The organism is Micromonospora sp. NPDC048986, assembly GCF_040649335.1.
In the GTDB taxonomy this organism is placed as follows: Bacteria; Actinomycetota; Actinomycetes; order Mycobacteriales; family Micromonosporaceae; genus Micromonospora; species Micromonospora alfalfae.
Genome location: NZ_JBEZFJ010000006.1, coordinates 235,336 through 253,050 on the forward strand (window position 1 = coordinate 235,336; position 17,715 = coordinate 253,050).

General features: G+C 71.9%; 12 protein-coding genes and 1 pseudogene. 5 read left to right on the forward strand and 8 right to left on the reverse strand.

Translation table 11 applies throughout. The features are described from left to right. Positions 1 to 280: 280 nt before the first annotated feature. The 7 genes and pseudogenes from mraY to mraZ form a co-directional block, all read right to left on the reverse strand. The gene (gene mraY, locus AB0B94_RS15110) at positions 281 to 1,405 is read right to left on the reverse strand and encodes a phospho-N-acetylmuramoyl-pentapeptide-transferase (RefSeq protein WP_030334519.1); all 1,125 of its coding nucleotides are present in this window, start codon (positions 1,403 to 1,405) and stop codon (positions 281 to 283) included. Beyond that, a complete protein-coding gene (gene murF / locus AB0B94_RS15115) occupies positions 1,402 to 2,799 on the reverse strand; it encodes a UDP-N-acetylmuramoyl-tripeptide--D-alanyl-D-alanine ligase (protein WP_357278031.1) in 1,398 nt (465 codons plus the stop codon). The genes mraY and murF overlap by 4 nt, the downstream gene beginning before the upstream one ends. After that, on the reverse strand, positions 2,796 to 4,358 hold the full coding sequence (locus AB0B94_RS15120) for a UDP-N-acetylmuramoyl-L-alanyl-D-glutamate--2,6-diaminopimelate ligase (RefSeq protein WP_357278035.1): 1,563 nt from the start codon (positions 4,356 to 4,358) through the stop codon (positions 2,796 to 2,798). The genes murF and AB0B94_RS15120 overlap by 4 nt, the downstream gene beginning before the upstream one ends. Positions 4,359 to 4,410: 52 nt before the next feature. Then, entirely contained in the window at positions 4,411 to 6,621 is a 2,211-nt protein-coding gene (locus tag AB0B94_RS15125) for a penicillin-binding protein 2 (protein WP_357278042.1), read from the reverse strand. A 3-nt stretch (positions 6,622 to 6,624) separates the two neighbouring features. Beyond that, positions 6,625 to 7,230: a hypothetical protein gene (locus tag AB0B94_RS15130; protein ID WP_357278047.1), complete on the reverse strand. Its 606-nt coding sequence runs from the start codon at positions 7,228 to 7,230 to the stop codon at positions 6,625 to 6,627. Beyond that, positions 7,220 to 8,330 (reverse strand): annotated as a pseudogene (gene rsmH / locus AB0B94_RS15135) (16S rRNA (cytosine(1402)-N(4))-methyltransferase RsmH). Before rsmH ends, AB0B94_RS15130 begins: the two are co-directional and overlap by 11 nt. Before the next feature lie 206 nt (positions 8,331 to 8,536). After that, positions 8,537 to 8,968: a division/cell wall cluster transcriptional repressor MraZ gene (mraZ, locus tag AB0B94_RS15140; RefSeq protein WP_030488958.1), complete on the reverse strand. Its 432-nt coding sequence runs from the start codon at positions 8,966 to 8,968 to the stop codon at positions 8,537 to 8,539. Positions 8,969 to 9,323: 355 nt separating this feature from the next. Here mraZ and AB0B94_RS15145 point away from each other — a divergent pair, with 355 nt between their 5' ends. From AB0B94_RS15145 to AB0B94_RS15155, 3 genes are read left to right on the forward strand one after another with little or no spacing between them, the layout of a single operon-like run. Next, positions 9,324 to 10,571: a MurT ligase domain-containing protein gene (locus AB0B94_RS15145; RefSeq protein WP_091407686.1), complete on the forward strand. Its 1,248-nt coding sequence runs from the start codon at positions 9,324 to 9,326 to the stop codon at positions 10,569 to 10,571. Continuing rightward, positions 10,561 to 11,280: a glutamine amidotransferase gene (locus AB0B94_RS15150; RefSeq protein ID WP_091407683.1), complete on the forward strand. Its 720-nt coding sequence runs from the start codon at positions 10,561 to 10,563 to the stop codon at positions 11,278 to 11,280. The genes AB0B94_RS15145 and AB0B94_RS15150 overlap by 11 nt, the downstream gene beginning before the upstream one ends. Then, positions 11,277 to 11,960: a VTT domain-containing protein gene (locus tag AB0B94_RS15155; RefSeq protein ID WP_357278066.1), complete on the forward strand. Its 684-nt coding sequence runs from the start codon at positions 11,277 to 11,279 to the stop codon at positions 11,958 to 11,960. Before AB0B94_RS15150 ends, AB0B94_RS15155 begins: the two co-directional genes overlap by 4 nt. A gap of 142 nt (positions 11,961 to 12,102) precedes the next feature. On the opposite strand, the gene leuS is transcribed toward AB0B94_RS15155, so the two are convergent. Next, positions 12,103 to 14,943, reverse strand: a complete 2,841-nt coding sequence (leuS, locus tag AB0B94_RS15160) for a leucine--tRNA ligase (RefSeq protein ID WP_357278071.1) — start codon at positions 14,941 to 14,943, stop codon at positions 12,103 to 12,105. A gap of 402 nt (positions 14,944 to 15,345) precedes the next feature. Between leuS and AB0B94_RS15165 the strand changes: the two genes are divergently transcribed. Next, positions 15,346 to 16,401, forward strand: a complete 1,056-nt coding sequence (locus tag AB0B94_RS15165) for a MoxR family ATPase (RefSeq protein WP_091407670.1) — start codon at positions 15,346 to 15,348, stop codon at positions 16,399 to 16,401. Between the two features lies 1 nt (position 16,402). Further along, a complete protein-coding gene (locus AB0B94_RS15170; protein WP_210785716.1) occupies positions 16,403 to 17,701 on the forward strand; it encodes a DUF58 domain-containing protein in 1,299 nt (432 codons plus the stop codon). The last annotated feature ends 14 nt before the right edge of the window (positions 17,702 to 17,715 follow it).

Sequence of the window (17,715 nt, forward strand, 5' to 3'; positions counted from 1 at the left end):
GCCCCGCCGGCCGACGGCGTACGCGTCGCGCTCGGCGACCGTCGCGGCCGTCCGACAGTCCCATCCTCGGTGCCGATTTCCTCCCCCACCCCGACATCATCACCGCTGAACACGCCCCACCGCCCCACAACGCCCCACCGGGCGTGTCGAACCCTCCCCACCCCCGCCGCCGGCACGCGTCGATCTTGCACTTTGGGTGGCGACCAAACGCCCACAAGTGGACGTTGCGCCAACCGAAAGTGCAAGATCGACGGCGGAAGCGGGGGCGCGGGCGCGGGGATCAGGTCATGTTGGCGAGGAACTCGCTGTAGAACAGGCCCAGGGCGATGGCCACGCCGATGCCGGCGATGATCCAGAATCGCACCACGATGTTGACCTCGCTCCAGCCCGCCAACTCGAAGTGGTGCTGGAGCGGAGACATCCGGAACACCCGTTTACCGGTGGTCTTGAACGAGATGATCTGAATCACCACGGACATCGTGATGATCACGAAGAGCCCGCCGATGATCGGCAGCAGCAGGATGGTGCGGGTGGACATCGCCATGCCGGCGATCAGACCGCCCAGCCCCAACGCACCGGTGTCGCCCATGAAGATCCGCGCCGGAGACGTGTTCCACCAGAGGAAGCCCACACAGGCGCCGGCCGCCGCCCCGGCGATCAGCGCGATCTCCAACGGGTCGCGGACCTCGTAGCAGTACGGCTGGGTGTAGTTCGGGTCGGCGCACCAGTGCCGGTACTGCCAGAACGCGATCAGCGCGTACGCGGCGAGCACCATCACCGACGCGCCGGTGGCCAGACCGTCCAGGCCGTCGGTGAGGTTGACGCCGTTCGTCGCGGCCATCACCACGAAGATGAAGATGATCACCGCGCCGACCTTGCTGACCTCCAGGAAGTCGATGTCCCGGATGAAGCTCAGCGTGGTGCTGCCCACCGTCTCGGTGTTGGTCGCCAGGCCCGAACCGTTGGTCATCGTGCTCGGGAACCACAGCGCGATCACCCCGAAGACCGCACCGACCAGGATCTGCCCGAGCAACTTGCCGCGCTTGTTCAGCCCGGCGCTGTTGCGCTTGCGCACCTTGAGGAAGTCGTCGAGGAAACCCACCGCGCCGGAGAAGACCATCAGGCCCAGCAGCACCAGCGCGGTGATGGTCGGCTCCACCTGGGCGATCTGCTGGTCCGGCAGGGTGGTCAGGGCGAGGTGCCCGGCCACGTACGCGATCACGGTGGCCAGGATGAAGACCACGCCACCCATGGTGGGCGTGCCCTTCTTGCCCTGGTGCATGGCGGGGCCGTCGGACCGGATCGGCTGCCCGGCCTTGAGCCGGGTGAAGACCTTGATCGCGATCGGGGTGCAGAAGAGCGAGACGAGGAACGCCACCCCGATGGCGACGATGACCGCCCTCATCGGGTCGACTCCCCACCGGCGTCGGCGCGCAGGGCGTCGGCCACCTCCCAGGTCCGGTACCGGGAGCCCTTGACCAGGACGACGTCACCCGGTCGTAGCTCGCTCCGCAGCACCTCGACGGCCGCCGCCTGATCGGTGAGCAGCACCGACTCTCCTCCCCAGTTTGCTACAGCTGTCGCGCCTTCGTGGATCGGCGCGGCCGGCTCGCCCACCACGAGCAGCCGGTCGACACCCAGCTCGGCCGCGAGTTGGCCGACCTCGGCGTGGCCGTCGTACTCGAACGGGCCCAGCTCGGCCATGTAACCAAGCACCGCGACGGTACGCCGCCCCTGGCCCATGCTGGCGAGCGCCCGCACCGCGACCGCCATCGAGGCCGGGTTGGCGTTGTACGAGTCGTCGATCACCGTCACCCCGTCGGGGCGGTCGAAGACGTCCATCCGTCGGGTCGAGACCAGCCCCAGCTCGCCGAGGGCCGTGGCCAGCTCGGCCAGCGGCATGCCCAGCTCCCGGGCGACCGCCGCCGCCGCGAGCGTGTTGCCGACCTGGTGGCGGCCGGCCAGCCGGAGCCGCACCGGCGCACGACCCTCCGGGGTGACCAGTGTGTACGACGGGTGACCCCGCTCGTCGAGCGTGACGTCCTCGGCGCGCACGTCGGCGTCGGGCGCCTCGCCGTAGCGGACCACCCGGGCCTGCGTGCGGCCCGCCATCGCGTCCACCCGCGGGTCGTCGGCGTTCAGCACGGCCAGCCCGTCCGGCGGCAGCGCCTCGACCAGCTCGCCCTTGGCCAGGGCGATGGCGTCCTGCGAGCCGAACTCGCCGATGTGCGACGTGCCGACGTTGAGCACCACGGAGATCCGGGGCGGCACCAGCTCGCACAGGTACCGCACGTGCCCGACCCCGCGCGCACCCTTCTCCATCACCAGGTAGCGGGTGTCCGAGTCAGCCCGCAGGGCGGTGTACGGGTGCCCCAGCTCGTTGTTGAACGAGCCGGGTGGTGCCACAGTGGCCCCGAGCCGGGCGGTGAGCTGACCGATCAGGTCCTTCGTGGTGGTCTTGCCGGACGAGCCGGTCACACCGATCACGGTCAGCCCGGTCAGCCGGTCCACCGCCGCGCGGGCCAGTCGGCCCATCGCGGTCAGGGCGTCGTCGACCAGCACCATCGGCACCCCGGGCACCTCTCGGCTGCCGAGCACCGCCACCGCGCCGGCCTGGATCGCCGTCGCCGCGTAGTCGTGCCCGTCGACCTTCTCACCCGGGAAGGCCACGAAGAGCGAACCGGGACCCACCTTGCGCGAGTCGAACTCCACCGACCCGGTGACGGTGGCCCCCGGGTCGGCGGCCACCAGCCGCCCGTCGACCGCCGCGGCAACCTCGGCCAGGCTCAGCGTGATCACCGCTGACCCGCCAGGTCCCCGAAGCGGGCCCGCAACGCCTCGGCCAACTCGATGCTGTCGTCGAACGGAAGCACCTGACCCGCCACCTCCTGGCCGCGCTCGTGGCCCTTGCCGAGCAGCGCGACAACGTCGCCCGGCTCGGCCAGCCGCACCGCCTCGTCGATCGCGGCGCGGCGGCCCGCCACCTCGATGATCCGAGCGGCCGTGCCGGCCCGGTACGCCCCGGCCAGCACCTCGGCGCGGATCTCCCCCGGCTCCTCGGTGCGCGGGTTGTCGTCGGTCACCAGCACCACGTCGGCTCCCTCCGCCGCTGCGGCGCCCATCACCGGCCGCTTGCCCCGGTCCCGGTCCCCACCGGCGCCGATCACACAGATCAGTCGGCCGGCGCTCAACTCGCGCAGCGCGGCGAGCGCGGCCACTATCGCGTCCGACTTGTGGGCGTAGTCGACCACCCCGCGCACCGGCGCGGCCACGTCGACCAGTTCCAGCCGGCCCGGGACGCCCCCGCAGGCAGCCACACCGGCCGCCGCGGTCACCGGGTCCACCCCGGCACCGACCAGTGCGGCGATGGCCAGCAGCGCGTTGGCCACGTTGTGCCGGCCGGGCAGTGCGACACCGGCGGGCACCGTCACGCCGTTCGGGCCGTGCGCGGTGAACCGCTGCGCGTACCCCTCGCCGCCCACACCGTCGGCCCACCAGGTCGCGCCCTGCTCACCGGCCGCCGAGTAGGTGACAGTGGTCGGTTTGAGCAGCGGCGTCAACGCGGGGTCGTCGTGGTTGAGCACCTCGACCGCGCAGCGCCCGTCGAAGAGCTGGGCCTTCGCGGCGAAGTAGTCGTCGCTGTCGGCGTGGAAGTCGAGGTGGTCGGAGCCGAAGTTGGTGTAACCACCGACGGTGAACCGCACACCGCCCACCCGGCCCATGGCCAGCGCGTGGCTGGAGACCTCCATGACCACTGCGGTGACCCCACGCTCGCGGGCGGTGGCCAACATGGCGTGCAGGTCGGTCGCCTCGGGGGTGGTGCGGACACTGTCGATCACCAGATCACCGAGCCGGGTCTCCACCGTCCCGACCAGCCCGGTGGTGTGCCCGGCGGCCCGCAGCCCGGACTCGATCAGGTACGCGGTGGACGTCTTACCCGCGGTGCCGGTCACTCCGATCACTGTGAGATCGGCTGTCGGATCGCCGTACACGGCCGAGGCCAGCTCGCCGAGCACGGCGCGCGGGTCGGGCACCACCAGGACGGGCAGACCGGTTCCCGCCGCCAACTCCGCACCGGCCCTGTCGGTCAACAGCGCCACGGCACCCGCCTCGACGGCCCCGGCGGCGAACTCCGCGCCGTGCCGACGGGCCCCGGGCAGCGCCGCGTACAGGTCGCCGGGGCGAACCTCCTGGCTGGCATGGGTGACCCCGGAGACGACCACCGCGGCGGCGTCCGCCGGAAGGTCGACGGCGAGCCGGACGGCGAGATCACCGAGCCGGGCTCCGGTCACGGTACGTGGACGTGGATTGCCGGGCACGGCGTCAGACCCTACCCGGTCGTCCGGTTCCGGCCGCACAGCCGCCCCGGTGGTTCGTCGGCACTCACCGATGATGTCCCGCCATTGCTGCTCAGCGCGGATAGACCACGAACTTGGGCGCGGATCCGCCGGTGGAGGGCGGCACCCGGTAGTGACGCAGAGTGAACTGCATCATGTCCCGGAACGCCGGATTGGCGATCGCCGCGCCTCCGCCGTTGGGCGCGTAGACGAAGACGGCGATCACGTAGCGGGGGTTCTCGGCGGGGGCCATCCCGATGAACGAGGACACCTCGCCGGGCTGCTTCTTGCCGTTCACCAGCCGCCACCCGGTGCCGGTCTTGCCGGCGACCCGGTACCCGGGGACCGCGGCGGTCAGGCCGGTGGCGTGGTCGACGGTGGTGACCGCCTCCAGCATGGTGCGCAGGGCCGCGGCGTTCTGCGGGCTGAGCACCGACCGGGTCACCGGGGCCGCCGCGGGGGTGCGCTTGCCGTCCGGCCCGATCACCTCCTTGACCAGGTGCGGCTGCACGTACGTGCCGTTGTTGGCGATGGCGGCGTACGCGGCGGCCATCTGCAACGGGGTGGCGTCGACGCTGTGCCCGATCGGTACCGACCCCTGCGACGACTCGCTCCACTCGTCGGCCGGCAGCAGTCGCCCGCTGGCCTCCCCGGGCATCCCCTCGCCGGTGGGCTTGCCCAGCCCGAATCGCTTCTGGTAGTCGATCAGCCGGTCCGGACCGAGTTTGTCGGCGATCGTGATCGTGCCGACGTTCGACGAGAAGGCGAGCATCCCCGGCACGCTCATCCGTTTGCCGTCGGCGGGGTGCGTGTCGGAGAACCAGGTGTCGCCCTTCTTGATGCTGTTGGCGATCGGCAAGGTGGTGTCCGGGGTGATCACCCCCTCCTGCAACGCCGCGCCGTAGGTGATGGCCTTGTGCACCGAGCCCGGGTCGACCACGAAGCTGGTCGCGGCGTCCTCCCGGGCGACCGGGTCGCTGGGCGTCGGCCTCGCCGCGTTGTAGGTGGGGTTGCTGGCCTGGGCCAGCACCGCGCCGGAGGGAATCTCGATGATCACGGCCGCGCCGGTGCCACCCGGCGCCTGGGCCATTCCGGCGCTGAGGATCTGCTGCGTCCGGAACTGCAGGTCGCCGTTGATGGTGAGGGCGAGTGAGCTGCCCGGCTTGGCGACAGTGGTCCGGCTGTAGCCGCCCGGGATCGGCGCGTCGAGGTCGCCGAGGCCGGCCTCGTACACCCGCTTGCCGTCCTGACCGGCGAGCACGTCGTCGTAGCGGGCCTCCAGCCCTTCCAGCCCGTCCATGTCCTGGCTGGTGAAGCCGAGCAGGTTGGCCGCCAGGTCACCGCCGGGCACCTCGCGGCGCTCGTCGCGGTGCACGCCGACGCCGGGCAGTTCCAGCGCCTGCACCCGCTTGGCGGTCGGGATCTCCACACCGCGGGCGAGGTAGGCGAACGTGGAGTCCTTGCCGTTCTCCAGCTTGCGGGGCCTCATCAACTCCATGAGCTTCGACACCGGGATGCCGAGCAGCGGGGAGAGCGCCTTGGCGACGCCGGGTGGGTCCTCCACCTTGGTCGGATCGGCGAACACGTACCGGGCCTCGACACTGCGGGCCAGCGGCGCGCCGGTGCTGTCGTAGATGGCACCCCGTGGCGCCGGCAGCTCGACGGTGCGGAGACGGTCGGCGGTGCCGCCCCCGGCGTACGCCGGAGCGTCGACCGCCTGAAGGAAGATCAGCCGGATCCCGATGACAGCGAACAGGGCCAGCGCGAGCACGGTGCCCAGCCGCAGCCGCAGCCGCGAGTCGGCAAGCTTCGGGGGGCGGCGTGGCTTGCGGATCGGCCGCCGGGCCACCGGTCGGTCGGTGCGCCGCGGCGCGCGGGGCGTGGTCCGGCGACGCGGCGGCGGCTCGTCGCCGGCCAGGCCCCTGGGGGTACCCGACGCGACGGTGCGCACCACCTGACCGCGTCCGGCGGCCGGAGCGTCGCGCCGGCCGGCCCGGGCGGCGGCCCGGCCCCCGTCGAGCACCTGCAACGCCGGCCGGAAAGGGTCACCGGAGCGGGTGCTGCTTCGCGGTGTACGCCGCTGCTCCGCACCCTGCCCGCGTGCCGGCGTGGCGCGTTCCTCGCGGACCGTCCGACCCCTCGGGGTGTACGCCCGGGCGCCGGAGATACCCCCGATGCCTGGCTCGCCGGTGCGCGGCTCGCCGTCGGCGGGCCGAGGGTCACGTGCAGAACCGCGCCGGGACCCCGTAGGGTCCCGGCACGGCTCGTCCGACCTTGGTGGCACCGGTCAGCCTCCCGCACCCTGGCTGGTCACCGACGGCTCGCCGGTCGCCGGCTGGGGCACGCCGATGGTCTTGCCGTCCGGCAGCCGGATGTAGCCGGGCTCGCCCGCGTCGACCAGGCCCAGCCGCCGCGCCTCGGCGGTCAGGTTGCCCGGCGCCTTGGACTCGGCGATCTGCTTGTCCAGTTGCTGCTTCTCCAGGTCCAGTCGAGCCTGCTGCTGCTGCAACCGCTCAAGCCGGAACGCGTTCTCATTGATCTTGGTGTTGACCGCCAGGATGCCGAGCACCCCGCCGACCACCAGCACCACGATCAGCGCCGCGAACGGCGCACGCGGCACCGAGATCGGCGGCGGCGGCGCCACCCGCAGCCGCGGCGGCCGGGCGCTGGCGGCGCTGGCGGCCTTCTCGACCGGTCGCAGCGCGGCGCTGCCCTGAGTCGGGAACTCGCGCGCCCCCCGGGCGCGAGTCTCCCCCTGCCGATTCGTTCGATCGATGCGTGGCGTACCGTTTCCGAGGCGCGGAGCCCGCTCCGCCGCGATCCGGCCCCCCGACCGCGGTGCGCGCTGCCCGCCGCCGGTGACGTCCCGGCGGTCGCGCTTGTCAATGCTCATGTCCCTCCCCCTCAACGTCCGTCCCTCTAGCCGTCCCGGTGCCCCTGACCCCCCACGGATCAGGCGGACCCCGTGCCCGGTTGGTGCATTCCCTTCACCCGTCGGCGAGACCGTTCGCGGTCGGTCCGCCAGTGCTCTGTCGCGTCCGGGTCGAGTCGCTCCGCGGCCCGCAGCCGCACCGAGGCGGCCCGCGGGTTCGCGGCGACCTCCGCCTCCCCCGGCAGTTCGGCGCCCCGGCTGAGCAGCCGGAACGTCGGACCGGACCCGGGAAGCTCGACCGGGAGGTCAATCGGGCCCTTACTGCGGACCCGGTCCGTGAGGGCCGCCTTGGTGAGCCTGTCCTCCAGCGAGTGGTAGGACAGGACCACCATGCGACCGCCCACTGTCAGTGCGTCGAGTGCGGATGGCAACGCTGTCTCCAGCGCTGCCAGCTCTCTGTTTACCTCGATCCGTAAAGCCTGAAACGTTCTCTTTGCCGGGTGCCCACCCGTTCGTCGGGCTGGTGCCGGGATGGAGTCCCGAACCAGCTCCGCCAGCAGCGCGGACGAGGTGATCCGGGCCCGCTCCCGCTGCCGAATGATCGCCGAGGCGATCCGACCGGCGAACTTCTCCTCGCCGTAGACCCGCAACACCCGGGCCAGGTCCGGATGCGCGTACGTGTTGACCACCTCTTCGGCGGTCACCCCCCGGGTCTGGTCCATCCGCATGTCCAACGGCGCGTCCTGGGCGTACGCGAACCCTCGGTCGGGCGCGTCCAACTGCAACGACGAGACGCCCAGGTCGAACAGGATGCCGTCGATGGCCGGATAGCCCAGCCGGTCGAGCACGTCCGGCAACTCGTCGTAGACGGCGTGCTCCAGGTGCACCCGATCGGCGAACCGGGCCAGCCGGACCCGCGCGTGCGCGAGCGCCTCGGTGTCCCGGTCGAGCCCGATCAGGACCGTCTCCGGATGCGCCTCGAGCACCGCCTCCGCATGCCCGGCCAGACCGAGCGTCGCGTCGACGTAGACCGTCCGGCCGCCTCGACCCAGCGCGGGGGCCAGCAGCTCGAGACACCGCTCGAGCAGCACCGGCACGTGCGTGCCGCGCAACTCCCCCATGATGACCCCCACTGGTTGAAACGTCCGTTCTTCTCGTGCGCCTGTCGTCGGACGGCGCTGCCGTCGTACCGCCAGATCCCCATCCGCTCCCGCCTGACACCGGACCGTCGCCCAATGACTGGATCGTGCGCCTGGCACCGGGGAAGTGATGCCAGGAACTCGAAAGCGGCTGGAGATCTCGCAGTACGTCGGGCGCCGTTACCGCCCTACAGACCGCCGGGCAGCACCCCCTCCTCGATGTCGGCGAAGTCGTCTTCGCTCTCGGCGAGGTAGGTCTCCCAGGCGACCTTGTCCCAGATCTCCACCCGCGTGCTCGCGCCGATCACCACCAACTCACGGTCCAGCGCGGCATAGGCCCGCAGGTGGGCCGGGATCGTCACCCGACCCTGCTTGTCCGGAACCTCGTCGTGCGCGCTGGCGAAGAAGACCCGGCTGTAGGCCCGGGCCGCCTTGTGAGTCATCGGCTGTGCGCGCAACTGCTCCGCGATCCGCTGGAACTCAGGGGTCGGGAAGACGTAGAGGCAGCGCTCCTGCCCTTTGGTGACCACGACACCCCCCGCCAGCTCATCCCGGAACTTGGCCGGAAGGATCAACCGGCCCTTTTCGTCCAGGCGCGGAGTGTGGGTGCCGAGAAACATCGGCCCAACCCCCTCGCCCCTGAGCGGCGTTCGCGGCGCCGCTGACCCCCCGGGCCGGTGAGCCCTCCCGGCCTCACCATTGGTCCCCACTCTACTCCACTTCCCTCCACCCGCAACCAAATTCGCCCGCGTGGCGCGCCTGACCCGGGGACAAAACCGCACGTCACAAGGGGTGGAGCGGAGTGGAGGGCTTCGGCCGCCCCTCGGCGTGGTCCGCTTTCCGACATAGATCGACTCCGTCCGGGGGAGGCCGACCCGGCCGCCCGCGCAGCCACCACTGCCGAACGGTTCCCCGTCGGCGGCGATCTGGTGGGGTCGGCGGTCCGGTAACCTCGCTCGCGTGACGGACGCGAAAATGCCCCTACGGGCCAAGGTGGCCAGCTCCGTGTCACGGACCGCCGCGGCGCTCTCCCGGGCGGCCGGCCGTGGCGACGGTTCAGTGATCGGCGGGTGGATCGGCCTGAAGATCGATCCGGACCTGCTGGCCCACCTGTCGGCCGGGCGCGCGATCGCGCTCGTCTCCGGCACCAACGGCAAGACCACCACCACCCGACTGACCTCCGCCGCTGTCGGCGTGCTCGGCCGGGTCGCCACCAACTCGTTCGGCGCCAACATGCCCAGCGGGCACACCTCGGCGCTGGCCAAGGCCGGCAGCACCCCGTACGCGGTGCTGGAGGTCGACGAGCACTACCTCGCGCAGGTGCTGGAGGCGACCGAGCCGCACGTTGTCGCGCTGCTGAACCTCTCCCGCGACCAGCTCGACCGCGCCAAGGAGGTCGCCATGATGGCGCAGCTCTGGCGCGCGGCGCTCGTCCGGCACACCGACGTACGGGTGGTGGCCAACGCCGACGACCCGCTGGTCGTCTGGGCCGCCACCCCACCCGGTGACCCCGCCCGGGGCATCAACCCGCCGCACGTGACGTGGTTCAGCGCCGGCCAACGCTGGCACGACGACTCCTGGGTCTGCCCGGAGTGCGGCTCCACCATCCAGCGCTCCGGCGAGCAGTGGTGGTGCACCGGCTGCCCGCTACGCCGACCGGAGCCGCACTGGGTCGTCGAGGACGAGGGCGTGCTCGACCCCACCGGCGCCTGGCACAAGGTCTCCCTCCAACTGCCCGGCAAGGTCAACCTCGGCAACGCGGCGACCGCGCTGGCGGTGGCCGCCGAGTTCGGCGTCCGCCCGGTCGACGCGGTGTCCCGCCTCGGCATCGTCACCTCGGTGGCCGGCCGCTACGCACAGGTCGACAAGGACGGGCGCAACATCCGGCTGCTGCTGGCCAAGAACCCGGCCAGTTGGCTGGAGGCGTTCGACATGGCCGACGACGCGCCGACCCTGCTCTCCATCAACGCGCGCGATCCCGACGGTCTGGACACCTCCTGGCTCTACGACGTCGACTTCGCCCCGCTCCGAGGCCGGCAGGTGTTGATCACCGGCGACCGGGCATACGACCTGGCGGTGCGACTGGACGTCAACGACGTGCCGTTCCAGCACGTCCGCACGTTCGACGACGCACTCCGGTCGGTCCCGCCCGGCCGGCTGGAGGTCATCGCGAACTACACCGCGTTCCAGGACATCCGAGCGGAGTTGGACCGTGTCATCTGAGAGTCTGCGCATCGTCTGGATCTACCCCGACCTGCTCTCCACCTACGGAGACCGGGGCAACGCCCTGATCCTCGCCCGGCGGGCCCGTCAGCGCGGGATGCCGGTCGAGGTGCTGGAGGTCCGCTCCGACGAGCGGCTGCCCGCGACCGCCGACATCTACCTGGTCGGTGGCGGCGAGGACGGCCCGCAGGCGCTCGGCGCCCAGCGGCTGCTGGCCGACGGCGGCCTGCACCGCGCCGTCGCGCAGGGCTCGGTGGTGTTCGGCGTCTGCGCCGGCTACCAGCTCCTCGGCACCTCGTTCTTCGCCAAGGGTGTGCAGTGCCGCGGGCTGGAGCTGCTCGACCTGCGGTCCGACCGGGGCGAGAGCCGGGCGGTGGGCGAGCTGGCCGGTGAGATCGACCCCCGGCTCGGCCTGCCGCCGCTGACCGGCTTCGAGAACCACGGCGGTCGCACCCACCTCGGTCCGGAGGTCTCCCCGTTGGCCCGGGTCACCGCCGGGGTGGGCAACGACGGCGCCACCGAGGGCGCGTGGCGCGGCAAGCTGCTGGGCACCTACTCGCACGGTCCGGCGCTGGCGCGCAACCCGGCCCTGGCCGACCTGCTGCTGCGCTGGGCCACCGGGGCACACCAGCTCCCGCCGTTGGACGACACCTGGTCGGACCGGCTCCGCAACGAGCGCCGCTCCGCGGTGGCCGCCGCCCGGGCATGATCCGTGCCGTCCGGCGGCTGCTCCGGCAGCCGTCGGCCGCCCGGTTCGCGCTGCTCCTGCTGCTGATCGGCGGGTGCGGGTTACTGCTGCTGCTGGTGCCCCGCCCGGACCCGGCGCAGTTGCCGCTGGTCGCCGACCGGCTGGGCGACCTCGCCCCGGTGGCGGCGATCCTCGGTGGTGCGCTGCTGCTGGTCGCGCTGGTGCCCCGGACCTTCATCACGCTCGCCGCAGGTGCGATCTTCGGCCCGCTGGAGGGTGCCGCGTACGCCCTGGGCGCGGCGCTGGTGGCGGCGGCGATCGGGTTCACCGTCGGCCGGTTGCTCGGTCGGGAGTTCGTCGCCGAGCGGGTCCGCGGTCGCCTGGCCCGCCTCGACGGCTGGTTCGCCCGGCAGAGCGTGCTCGGTGTGGTCACCGTCCGGCTGCTGCCGATCGCCGGCTTCGGCCTGGTCAGCTACGGCTACGGCACGACCGGCGCCCGAGTGCTGCCGTTCCTGGCCGGCAGCGTGATCGCGTCCGCGCCGACCGCCTTCGGCTACGCGGCGATCGGCGCGGCGGTCAGCTCCCCCGGCCACGTCAACTGGTACGCCGCGGCCCCGGCCAGCCTCGGCCTGATCGCCAGCCTGGTGCTCATCCACCAGTGGTGGCGAGCAGAACGCCGCCGCCGCACCATGCCCGCCTAACCCACTCCCACTCCCACTCCCTCTCCCACTCCCACTCCCGCGATCTTGCAGTTTCTGTGCCGGCATCACCGGATACAAGGGACAAAAACCACACCGAAACTGCAAGATCGCGGGGTGGGGCGGGGCAGGGCGCGTGCGGGGGTCAGGCGACTACCGAGACCATCCGGCCCTTGACCACGATGACCTTGCGGGGCTCCTTGCCACCCAGGCTCCCCGCCACCGCGTCCAGTGCCGCCGCGCGGACGCTCTCCTCGGAGGCGTCGGCGGGGACCTCGACGCGGCCACGGACCTTGCCGTTCACCTGCACCGGGTACGTCACCGTGTCGGCCACCAGCAGCGCCGGGTCGGCGGTCGGGAAGTCCGCGTACGTCAGCGAGGTGTCGTGGCCCAGCTTGCGCCACAGCTCCTCGGCCACGTGCGGGGCGAACGGCGCCACCATCAGCACCAGCGGCTCGGCCACCTCGCGGGGCGTGGCCGACAGTCGGGTCAGCCCGTTGGTCAGCTCGATCAGCTTGGCGATCGCGGTGTTGAACCGGATGCCGTCCATGTCGCCGCGGACCCCGTCGATCACCTTGTGCAGCAGCCGGCGGGTCGCCTCGTCGGCCGGGTCCTCGGTGACCCGCAGGGCGCCGGTCTGCTCGTCGACGACGGCCCGCCACACCCGTTGCAGGAACCGGTACGAGCCGACCACCGCCCGGGTCTCCCAGGGGCGGGAGACCTCCAGCGGCCCCATCGACATCTCGTACACCCGGAAGGTGTCCGCGCCGTAGGCGGCGCACATGTCGTCGGGGGTCACCACATTCTTCAGCGACTTGCCCATCTTGCCGTACTCGCGGTTGACCGCCAGGTCACCCAGGTAGTAGGCGCCGTCGCGCTCGAAGACCTCCTCGGCCTGCACGTAGCTGCCGCGCGAGTCGGTGTACGCGTACGCCTGGATCATGCCCTGGTTGAACAGCTTGCGGAACGGCTCGAACGACGACACGTGCCCCAGGTCGAACAGCACCTTGTGCCAGAACCGCGCGTACAGCAGGTGCAGCACGGCGTGCTCGGCGCCACCGACGTACAGGTCGGTGCCCCCGCAGTCGCCGTCGGCGCGCGGGCCCATCCAGTACCGCTCGTTCTCCGCGTCGACGAACCGCTCGCTGTTGGTCGGGTCCAGGTAGCGCAGCTCGTACCAGCAGGAGCCGGCCCACTGCGGCATCACGTTGGTTTCCCGGGTGTAGCGCTTCGGCCCGTCACCCAGGTCCAGTTCGACCTCGACCCAGTCGCGCCGCCGTGACAGCGGGGTCTCCGGGTTGCTGTTGGCGTCGTCGGCGTCGAACGTCTTCGGGGAGAAGTCGTCCACCTCCGGCAGCTCGACCGGCAGCATCTCCTCCGGCAGGGCGATGGCCGCGCCGGTCTCGTCGTAGACGATCGGGAACGGTTCGCCCCAGTAACGCTGCCGGGAGAACAGCCAGTCGCGCAGCCGGTAGGTCACCGCGCCGGTGCCGTGCCCGTTCGCCTCCAGCCAGGCGATGATCGCCGCCTTGGCATCGGCGACCCCCAGGCCGTTCAGGTCCAGGCCGCGCTCGGGCGCGGCGCTGTTGATCGCCGGGCCGTCCCCTGTGTACGCCTTGCCGTCGAAGCCCTCCGCCGGCTGCACGGTACGGACGATGGGCAGCTCGAAGACCTCGGCGAACGCCCAGTCCCGCTCGTCCTGCGCCGGCACCGCCATGATCGCGCCGGTGCCGTAGCCGGCCAGCACGTAGTCGGCGATGAAGATCGGGATCTGCCCGCCGGTGACCGGGTTGGTGGCGTACGCGCCGATGAAGACGCCGGTCTTCTCCTTCGTGTCGGACTGCCGCTCGACGTCGGTCTTGGCGGCTGCCGCCTTGCGGTACGCCTCGATGGCCTCCCGGGGGCTGGCGTGCCCGCCGGTCCAGGCGTCCCTCGTCCCGTCCGGCCAGCTGGCCGACGCCAGCGCGTCGACCAGCTCGTGCTCGGGCGCCAGCACCATGTAGGTGGCGCCGAAGACGGTGTCCGGGCGGGTCGTGAACACCCGCACCGGTGCCGCGCTGGTCGGGAAGTCGACGTGGGCGCCCGTGGAGCGGCCGATCCAGTTGCGCTGCATCAGCTTGATCGGCTCGGGCCAGTCCAGGCTGTCCAGGTCGTCCAGCAGCCGGTCACCGTACGCGGTGATCCGCATCATCCACTGCTTCAGGTTGCGCTTGAAGACCGGGAAGTTGCCCCGCTCGGAACGGCCGTCGGCGGTGACCTCCTCGTTGGCCAGCACGGTGCCCAGACCCGGGCACCAGTTCACCGGCGCCTGCGAGACGTACGCCAGGCGGTGGTCGTCGACGACCTGGCGACGCTCGGCGACGCTCAGCTCGGCCCAGGCGCGGCCGTCCGGGGTGGGCCGGTTGCCGCCCTCGAACTCGGCGATCAGCTCAGCGATCGGACGGGCCCGGCCGGCGTCGCTGTCGTACCAGGAGTTGAAGATCTGCAGGAAGATCCACTGGGTCCAGCGGTAGAAGTCGGTGTCGATGGTGGCCACCGAGCGGCGCTCGTCGTGCGCCAGCCCCAGCCGGCGCAGCTGCGCCTTGTACCGCTCGATGTTCGCGACGGTGGTGGTCCGGGGGTGGGTGCCGGTCTGCACCGCGTACTGCTCGGCGGGCAGGCCGAACGCGTCGAAGCCCATCGCGTGCAGCACGTTACGACCGGCCATCCGCTGGTAGCGGGCGTAGCAGTCGGTGCCGATGTAGCCCAGCGGGTGGCCGACGTGCAGGCCCGCTCCGGACGGGTACGGGAACATGTCCAGCACGTACAGCTTCTCCGCGCCGGCGCGTGGGTGGGTCGGGTCGGCCAGCGGGCCGGTCGGGTTCGGTGCGTGGAAGGTGCCCTCGCGCGCCCAGATGTCCTGCCAACGAATCTCGATCTCGTCGGCCAGGGCCGCTGTGTACCGGAACGGGGGAATGTCGCCCGCCGGTGCGGCTGCCTCACTCATCGTCTCTCCTCGCTTCGCTTCGCTTCGTCTCGGCACCACCGGCCGGGCCGGCGGCGGGCACAAAAAAGCCCCTCGCGCAGGAGGGGCCGCCGTGCTGTCGCTGGGTTCAGCGCATCAGCACGGCCCGGTAAGAAGCAGGAAGACTCCGGCCATGCCCCGCAGTGTACCTCTTCCATGGTTCGCCCTGCCGGCCCCCGGGCGCTGTCGAACCCGTTCCCCCGAGCCGGCGAATATCGGTGCGTAACCGACGGACTACCTGCGGGGGTCGGCGATAACGACAAACATGGTTAGCCTGAGAGACCAGTGAGATTCCTGCGGCAAACGAGGCTCGACGTCGCGAACCCAACGGCGGGTCCAGGTGCTCTCTAGAGAGCTGCCGTGACGGCGACGAGGAGGAGGCCCGTGACACAACAGACCTGGGACGAGGTGGGCGGCCTGTTGCCGCACGACGAGTTCCGCGCCGCCAGCGAGGCCATCGTGGCCAACATCGAGCAGGTCATCGAGGGTAAGACCGCCACCGTGCGGCTCGCCCTGGCCGTCCTGCTCGCCGAGGGTCACCTCCTGATCGAAGACGTCCCGGGTGTCGGCAAGACCAAACTTGCCAAGGCCCTCGCGCGGTCCATCGACTGCACGGTCCGACGGATCCAGTTCACCCCCGACCTGTTGCCCAGCGACGTCACCGGGGTCAGCGTCTACAACCAGGAGACGCACGACTTCGAGTTCCGCCCCGGCGCCGTGTTCGCCAACCTGGTGGTCGGCGACGAGATCAACCGGGCCTCGCCGAAGACCCAGTCGGCGTTGCTGGAGTGCATGGAGGAGCGGCAGGTCACCGTCGACGGGGTGACGTACCAGCTCCAGACCCCGTTCATGGTGATCGCCACCCAGAACCCGATCGAGATGGAGGGGACCTACCCGCTGCCGGAGGCGCAGCGCGACCGGTTCACCGCCCGCATCGCGATGGGTTACCCGGACTCCAACGCCGAGCTGGCCATGCTCGACGGGCACGGCGCCACCGACCCGCTGCACGAGCTGCGCGCGGTCTCCGACGCGGCCATCGTCCGGCAGTTGATCGCCACCGTCCGGCAGGTGCACGTGGCGGACGCGGTCAAGCAGTACGCGATCGACCTGGTCACCGCCACCCGCGAAGCCCCCGACCTGCGGCTCGGCGCGTCCCCCCGGGCGACCCTGCAACTGTTGCGCACCGCCCGGGCGGTCGCCGCCCTGGAGGGCCGCGACTATGTCCTCCCCGACGATCTGCAGGCCCTGGCGGTGCCGGTGCTGGCCCACCGGATCATCCCGACCGCCGACGCGCAGCTCGCCCGGCGCACCACCGACGCGATCGTCTCCGAGCTGGTGCACCGCCTGCCGCTGCCACACGACAGGCAGCGCAATCCGTACGACACCCGGCCACCCGCCACCGGCAACGGTCGCGCACCCTACGAGCCGCGGAGGCCATGACGTGCGTGCCGGGCTACGCGGGCTGACCACCCGCGGTCGGTCCTTCCTCGCCGCCGCGGTCGCGGCGGCGATCTCGGCCGGCATCCTCGGCGAGAAGGACCTGCTCCGGGTGGCTGTGCTGTTGGCCATCCTGCCGTTGCTGGCCGCCGCCTACGTCGGGCGGAGCCGCTACAAGCTGGCCTGCAACCGTTCGCTGGACCCGCACCGGGTTCCGGTCGGCGCCAACTCCCGGGTGGTGCTGCGCCTACAGAACCTCTCCCGGCTGCCGACCGGCACCCTGCTCCTGGAGGACCGGCTGCCCTACGCGCTGGGCAGCCGGCCCCGGGTGGTGTTGGAGCGGCTCGGCGCGCACCAGGCCAGCTCCGTGGCGTACACGGTGCGGGCCGACGTTCGGGGCCGCTACGACGTGGGCCCGCTGGTCGTCCGGATGACCGACCCGTTCGGCCTCTGTGAACTCACCCGCTCCTTCCCCAGCACCGACCACCTGACGGTCATCCCGCAGGTCACCCCGCTGCCGTCGGTCCGGCTCCCCGGGGAGTACGCGGGCAGCGGCGACAGCCGGGCACGCTCGGTGGCGGTGCACGGCGAGGACGACGCGGCGACCCGGGAGTACCGGCGCGGCGACGACCTGCGCCGGGTGCACTGGAAGTCCACCGCCCGCACCGGTGAGCTGATGGTGCGCCGCGAGGAGCAACCGTGGGAGAGCCGGGCCACAGTCGTCCTGGACACCCGGGCGTACGGCCACCGGGGCGAGGGGCCGACTGCCAGTTTCGAGTGGTCGGTGTCGGCCGCCGCGAGCATCGCCGTCCACCTGCGGCAGGCCGGTTACAAGTTGCGCCTGGTCACCGGCTCGGGCGCAGATGTGGACGCCTCGGAGGCCGGCGGGGACGGCGCGCTGCTCGACCACCTCGCGGAGGTCCGACTCGATCAGCGCGCCGAGGTCACCGGCCTCGTGCAGCGGGTCCGTCAACGCGCCGACGGCGGTCTGATCATCGGCCTGTTCGGCACTGTGAGCGTCGCCGAGGCGGAGCTGCTGGCCGGGCTGCGGGGCAACGGCGCCACCTGTGTCGGCTTCCTGCTGAACAGCTCCACCTGGCTCAGCCTGCCGGAGAAGGCGCGGGCCGAGGCGGAGCACGCCCACGCCGCCGCCGTCCTGGCCATGTTGCAGAGTGGTTGGCGGGTGGTCGGCGTCGACCACGGCGGCCGGCTGCCGGCGCTGTGGCCGCAGGTCGGTCGGGGCGCCCAGGGGTTCGCCCTGCGGGCCGCGCTGGCCGAGACGGTCGCCGGCGGTGTGCGATGAACGGAAGGCTCCCC

Excerpts from the sequence above, each read along its gene's own strand:
- mraZ (WP_030488958.1), bottom strand. The coding sequence starts at position 8,968 with ATGTTTCTCGGCACCCACACTCCGCGCCTGGACGAAAAGGGCCGGTTG.
- mraY (WP_030334519.1), bottom strand. The coding sequence starts at position 1,405 with ATGAGGGCGGTCATCGTCGCCATCGGGGTGGCGTTCCTCGTCTCGCTC.
- leuS (WP_357278071.1), bottom strand. The coding sequence starts at position 14,943 with ATGAGTGAGGCAGCCGCACCGGCGGGCGACATTCCCCCGTTCCGGTAC.
- AB0B94_RS15155 (WP_357278066.1), top strand. The coding sequence starts at position 11,277 with ATGATCCGTGCCGTCCGGCGGCTGCTCCGGCAGCCGTCGGCCGCCCGG.
- AB0B94_RS15130 (WP_357278047.1), bottom strand. The coding sequence starts at position 7,230 with ATGAGCATTGACAAGCGCGACCGCCGGGACGTCACCGGCGGCGGGCAG.
- AB0B94_RS15145 (WP_091407686.1), top strand. The coding sequence starts at position 9,324 with ATGCCCCTACGGGCCAAGGTGGCCAGCTCCGTGTCACGGACCGCCGCG.